Genomic DNA, 4,767 nt, shown 5'->3' on the forward strand with positions numbered 1-4,767 from the left:
ACCAACGCTGCCACCCGTTCGTGTGGACCAAGACCGCAGACGAGATCCTGCCCCACACCCGTAAACCAACTTCAGACGCGGGACACTAGGCGGATCAGCCTCGGCCCGGGCGATCAGCCCGTTCCAGGTCATTCATCGCCTGATTGTGCGATCGTGGTGGCAATTCCCAGTGATCCGCTGTAGGAGAAACACATGAGACGGGCGATTGCACCTGCCATCGCGGCGGTCGTCACCGCTGTCGCACTGGCCGGCACCGCCCAGGCGATACCAGACCAGGGCACACCGGAATTCGACCTGTACATGCAGGGCCTACAACGCAACGGCTACAACCTGAATCCGGATACCGCGTGGCGGGTAGCGCATCAGGCCTGTATCGGCGGCATACCGGGTTACATCGGCTTGGAGTTGGCGGCTCAAGGCGTCATCGGCCCCGGTGCGCAGGAGCGCGTGTTCGACGTGGCCAGAAAGTACGCCTGCCCCGTTCAGTGAGTCAGTAAGCGAGAAGACGAGATGTCGGGTGCGGTCGCGCTCGCGCTGGCGGTCGCACTGGCCGCGGTGGCGTTGATCGTCGGCGCGATCGCGGTGCTGACCCGCAACGTGGTCAGCACGCCGGCCGAGCGCACGGTGCACGCCGCGCTGCACACCGCCTCGCTGGCCGCCCGCTCGCTGCGCAAGGGCCTGGACGCCGACTCCGCGGCCGGCGCGGCCCCGCACCTGCGCAGCCTGACCGGCTCCGGAGGCGTCGCGCTCTACGGCGCCGACACCGCCCTGCTGGCCTTCGACCCGCCCGGCGATCCGCTCTGGACGCCGGCCACCCTGGAGCTGTGCCACCACACCGCCCGTGAGGCGATCGCCGGTCAGCGCCGGGTGCTGGCCCGCGAGCAGGCCCCGGCGGTGGTCGCCCAGCCGATCCTCGACGACGACGACGTGGTGATCGGTGTGCTGGTCGTGGTCAACGCCGACGAGCCGTCGCCGGGCATGCTGGGCGCCATCGCCGAGGTGGCCCGCTATGCCGCCAGCCAGCTCCAGCTCGCCGAGCTGGACGCCTCGCGGGCCCGCCTCGATCGCGCCGAGGTGCTCGCGCTGCGCGCCCAGATCAGCCCGCACTTCATCTACAACGCGCTGAACACCATCGCCTCGTTCGTGCGCACCGACCCCGACCGGGCGCGCGACCTGATCCTGGAGTTCGCCGATTTCACCCGCTACTCGTTCCGCTCGGCCGGGCCGTACACGGTGCTGGCCGACGAGTTGCGCAACATCGACCGGTACCTGACCCTCGAACGGGCCCGGTTCGGCCCCAACCTGTCGGTGACCCTGCAGATCGCGCCGGAGGTGCTGACCGTCGTCGTGCCGTTCCTGGCGTTGCAACCGCTGGTGGAGAACGCGGTGCGGCACGGCCTGGCCGGGCGCCAGGGCGGTTCGATCGAAATCGTGGCCCGCGACGAGGGTTCGGACTGCGTGATCAGTGTGGAGGACGACGGCATCGGCATGGACCCCGAGATCCTGCGCTCCGGTCACGGCGACGTCCTCGCCGACGGCGAGCAGGCCGCGCATGTGGGGTTGAGCAATGTCGACCATCGACTGCGGGCGGCGTTTGGCAACGACTACGGTCTGGTGGTCGAGACCGCCCAGGATGCGGGCACCAAGGTGATCATGCGGGTGCCGAAGTTCCGGTCGGGCGTGCGGGTCTAGCGACACGGGAAGGATGGGCATGACAGCGCAGCTGTGGGTGCTGGCCGTCGACGACGAAGCCCCCGCACTCGACGAACTGACCTATCTGTTGGGCGAACACCCCGACGTCGCCGAGGTGACGGGCGCCGGCGACGCGACCTCGGCACTACGGATCATCAACGAACGCACCGTCGACGCGATCTTTCTCGACATCAACATGCCGGGTCTGTCCGGACTCGAACTAGCCAGTGTGCTGGGCAATTTCGCACACCCGCCGGCCGTCGTGTTCGTCACCGCCCACGACGACAAGGCGCTGGCCGCTTTCGAGGTCGGGGCGCTGGACTATCTGCTGAAGCCGATCCGCAAGGAGCGTCTCGACGAAGCGATCCGGCGGGTGGTCGGCGCGCGGGCCACCGAACCGGCGCCGCAGCCCGACGAGCCACCGGCCGACACCATCCCGGTCGAACTCGGCGGCGTCACCCAATTGGTGCGCTGCGACACCATCGGCTGGGTGGAGGCCGAGGGTGACTACGCACGCCTGCACGCCACCTCGGGCTCGCATCTGGTCCGAATTCCGTTGAGCACCTTGGAAGACCGCTGGCGCAACCGCGGGTTCCAGCGGGTGCACCGCTCCTATCTGGTCGCGCTGAACATGGTGACCGGACTGCGCACGTCGGGCGCCTCGACGATGGTACGGCTGCGCGCCAACGGTGCATCGGCCGCCGTCGAGCTGCCGGTCAGCCGCCGCCAGGCCCGCGAACTGCGCGACCGGCTGATCCGCGATCCGATGCGGACTTTCCGCCCGGGCGCCGCCGATGACTAGGCCACCCCGCCCGCAGCGCGAGCGCGTCGTGCTGGCCCACCGGCGCGGCACCCGCGCCGTGCGCACCCGCGTCGAGGTGCAGGAGCAGACCGTGATCGGCGACGCGCTGGTGCGCGGCCTGGTGCGGGCTCAGCTCGGTCTGGCGTTGCGGCTGGCGGCGGTGGTGGCCGGCGCGATGGCGGTGCTGCCGTTGCTCAACGCGTTCTTCCCGGAGCTGTCCGCCGCCACGGTGTTCGGGATGCGGCTGAACTGGTTGACCCTGGCGGTCCTGGTCTACCCCGTGCTGTACGGCGTCGGCCGGCTCTTCATCCGGCTGGCCGAACAGGGCGAGCGCGATTTCATGGGTGTGGTCGACGACGACAGTCCACCGCCGTGAGCGGGTCGACGGCGACAGCGCTGACCGCGGGCGGACTGCTGGCCGCCGCGGTGGCCACGGTGGCCGTCGGCGCTTACGGGGTTCGGTTGTCGCGCACCACGTCTGACTTCCTGGTGGCCTCGCGCACCGTCGGCGCCCGCTGGAATGCCGCGGCGATCTCCGGTGAATACCTCTCGGCGGCGTCATTTCTCGGGGTGGCCGGGCTGATTGCCAAGTACGGGGCCGACGCGTTGTGGTACCCGGTCGGTTTCACCGCAGGCTATCTGGGTCTGCTGTTGTTCGTCTCGGCTCCGCTGCGGCGGTCCGGCGCCTACACCGTTCCCGACTTCGCCGAGTTCCGGCTCGGCTCGCCGCGGGTGCGCCGGGTCGCGATGCTGGTGGTGGTGACGGTCTGCATCCTCTACCTGATCCCCCAGTATCAGGGCGCCGGCATCGCGCTGAAAGCCCTTCTCGGCGTTCCGGTTTGGCTCGGCCCACTGGCCGTCGGCGGTATCGTGATCGCCAACGTCGTCGGCGGCGGGATGCGGTCCATCACGTTCGTGCAGGCATTCCAGTACTGGCTGAAGCTGACGGCGGTCGCCACCCCCGCACTGGTGCTGCTGCTGCATGTCGCCCACGAGCATCCGCCGCTCGGCGGGCCGCTGCCGCCGACCGTGGATCGCCAGACCGTCGTCACGGTCGAGACCGACGTCGTGGTCACCGTGGCAGACCCCGCCGGGGTGACGGTGCGCGGCCCGGACCACGACGGCACCCTGCCCGGGCCCGGCGAGTACCACCTGGCCCCGGGCACCACGCTGACCCTGGCCCCCGGCGCCCAGACCCCGGTGGTCACCGGCGCACCCGCCAACGGTGCCGCATGGATTCAGAGTGGCGGCGGGTTGGGCGGCAACCACCCTCTCTACCAAGTGTTTTCGATCATGGTGGCCACGTTTCTCGGTGCGATGGGCCTCCCCCACGTGCTGGTCCGCTTCTACACCAACCCCGACGGACGCGCCGCCCGGCGAACGGCGCTCGCCGTGATCGTCCTGCTGTCGCTGTTCTATCTGTTCCCCGTCCTGCTCGGCGTGTTCGCCCGGCTCTACGTGCCGCAGCTGCTGATCACAGGCAAGGCCGACGCCGCGGTCCTACTGTTGCCGTCGGCCGCCATCGCCGGGCTGCCCGGCGAGCTCGTCGGCGCGCTGGTAGCCGCCGGCGCCATCGCCGCCTTCCTGGCCACCTCCTCGGGCCTGCTGGTCAGCATCGCCGGCGCGCTGTCCACCGACGTGCTGCGCGGGCGGGTCAGCGACTTCCGGCTGGTGGCGCTGATCGCCGGGCTCGTGCCGATCCCGATGTCGCTCGTGGCGCCCCAGCTGGACCTCTCCCGCGGCGTCGGCCTGGCCTTCGCCGTCGCGGCGTCCACGCTGTGCCCGCTGCTGATCCTCGGGATCTGGTGGCGCGGGCTGACCGCCGCGGGCGCGATCGCCGGTCTGGTGGTCGGCACGCTGGCCTCCGGCCTGGCCATCCTCGTCGCGGTCACCGGCTGGGTCGACGACGACGCCCTCGGCGGCTGGCCGTCCACGCTGATCGGCTATCCCGCCGCGGTCACCGTTCCCCTGGCGTTCGCGACGATGGTGCTGGCCAGCCGCCTCACCCGGCGCGACGTTCCCCCTGACGTGGCGCGCATCTTCGCCCGCATGCATGTCCCCGAACGCCTCGGCATGGGCCTGGAACGCGTGCCCCGCGGCTAGAGGTACACCGACAGCATCTACGCCCGAAACGGCATCACCCAGTGGGTGGCGGGCTGGGAGCGCAACGGCTGGCGAACCTCTGCCAAGCAACCGGTCAAGAACGTCGACCTGTGGCAGCGCCTGCAGATTGCCTGCGCCCGCCATCAGGTCGAGTGGTTCTGGGTGAAAGG

The 4,767-nt window shown here is 70.3% G+C and carries 5 protein-coding genes and 1 pseudogene; all 6 read left to right on the top strand.

The window, feature by feature from the left end; genetic code table 11:
• Nucleotides 1-192 precede the first annotated feature (192 nt).
• A complete protein-coding gene (locus tag MSZK_RS02200) occupies nt 193-489 on the top strand; it encodes a DUF732 domain-containing protein (protein WP_099244396.1) in 297 nt (98 codons plus the stop codon).
• Between the two features lie 21 nt (nt 490-510).
• Nucleotides 511-1,692, top strand: a complete 1,182-nt coding sequence (locus MSZK_RS02205; protein WP_099244398.1) for a sensor histidine kinase — start codon at nt 511-513, stop codon at nt 1,690-1,692.
• 19 nt (nt 1,693-1,711) lie between these two features.
• On the top strand, nt 1,712-2,494 hold the full coding sequence (locus MSZK_RS02210; protein WP_099244400.1) for a LytTR family DNA-binding domain-containing protein: 783 nt from the start codon (nt 1,712-1,714) through the stop codon (nt 2,492-2,494).
• Nucleotides 2,487-2,870, top strand: coding sequence for a hypothetical protein (locus tag MSZK_RS02215; RefSeq protein WP_099244402.1), 384 nt, complete (start codon nt 2,487-2,489; stop codon nt 2,868-2,870). Before MSZK_RS02210 ends, MSZK_RS02215 begins: the two co-directional genes overlap by 8 nt.
• Nucleotides 2,867-4,597, top strand: a complete 1,731-nt coding sequence (locus MSZK_RS02220) for a cation acetate symporter (RefSeq protein WP_099244404.1) — start codon at nt 2,867-2,869, stop codon at nt 4,595-4,597. Before MSZK_RS02215 ends, MSZK_RS02220 begins: the two co-directional genes overlap by 4 nt.
• 3 nt (nt 4,598-4,600) lie before the next feature.
• A pseudogene (locus MSZK_RS02225) lies at nt 4,601-4,767 on the top strand (RNase H family protein); the annotation flags it as partial.

This window comes from Mycobacterium sp. shizuoka-1 (assembly GCF_002723835.1).
In the GTDB taxonomy this organism is placed as follows: domain Bacteria; phylum Actinomycetota; class Actinomycetes; order Mycobacteriales; family Mycobacteriaceae; genus Mycobacterium.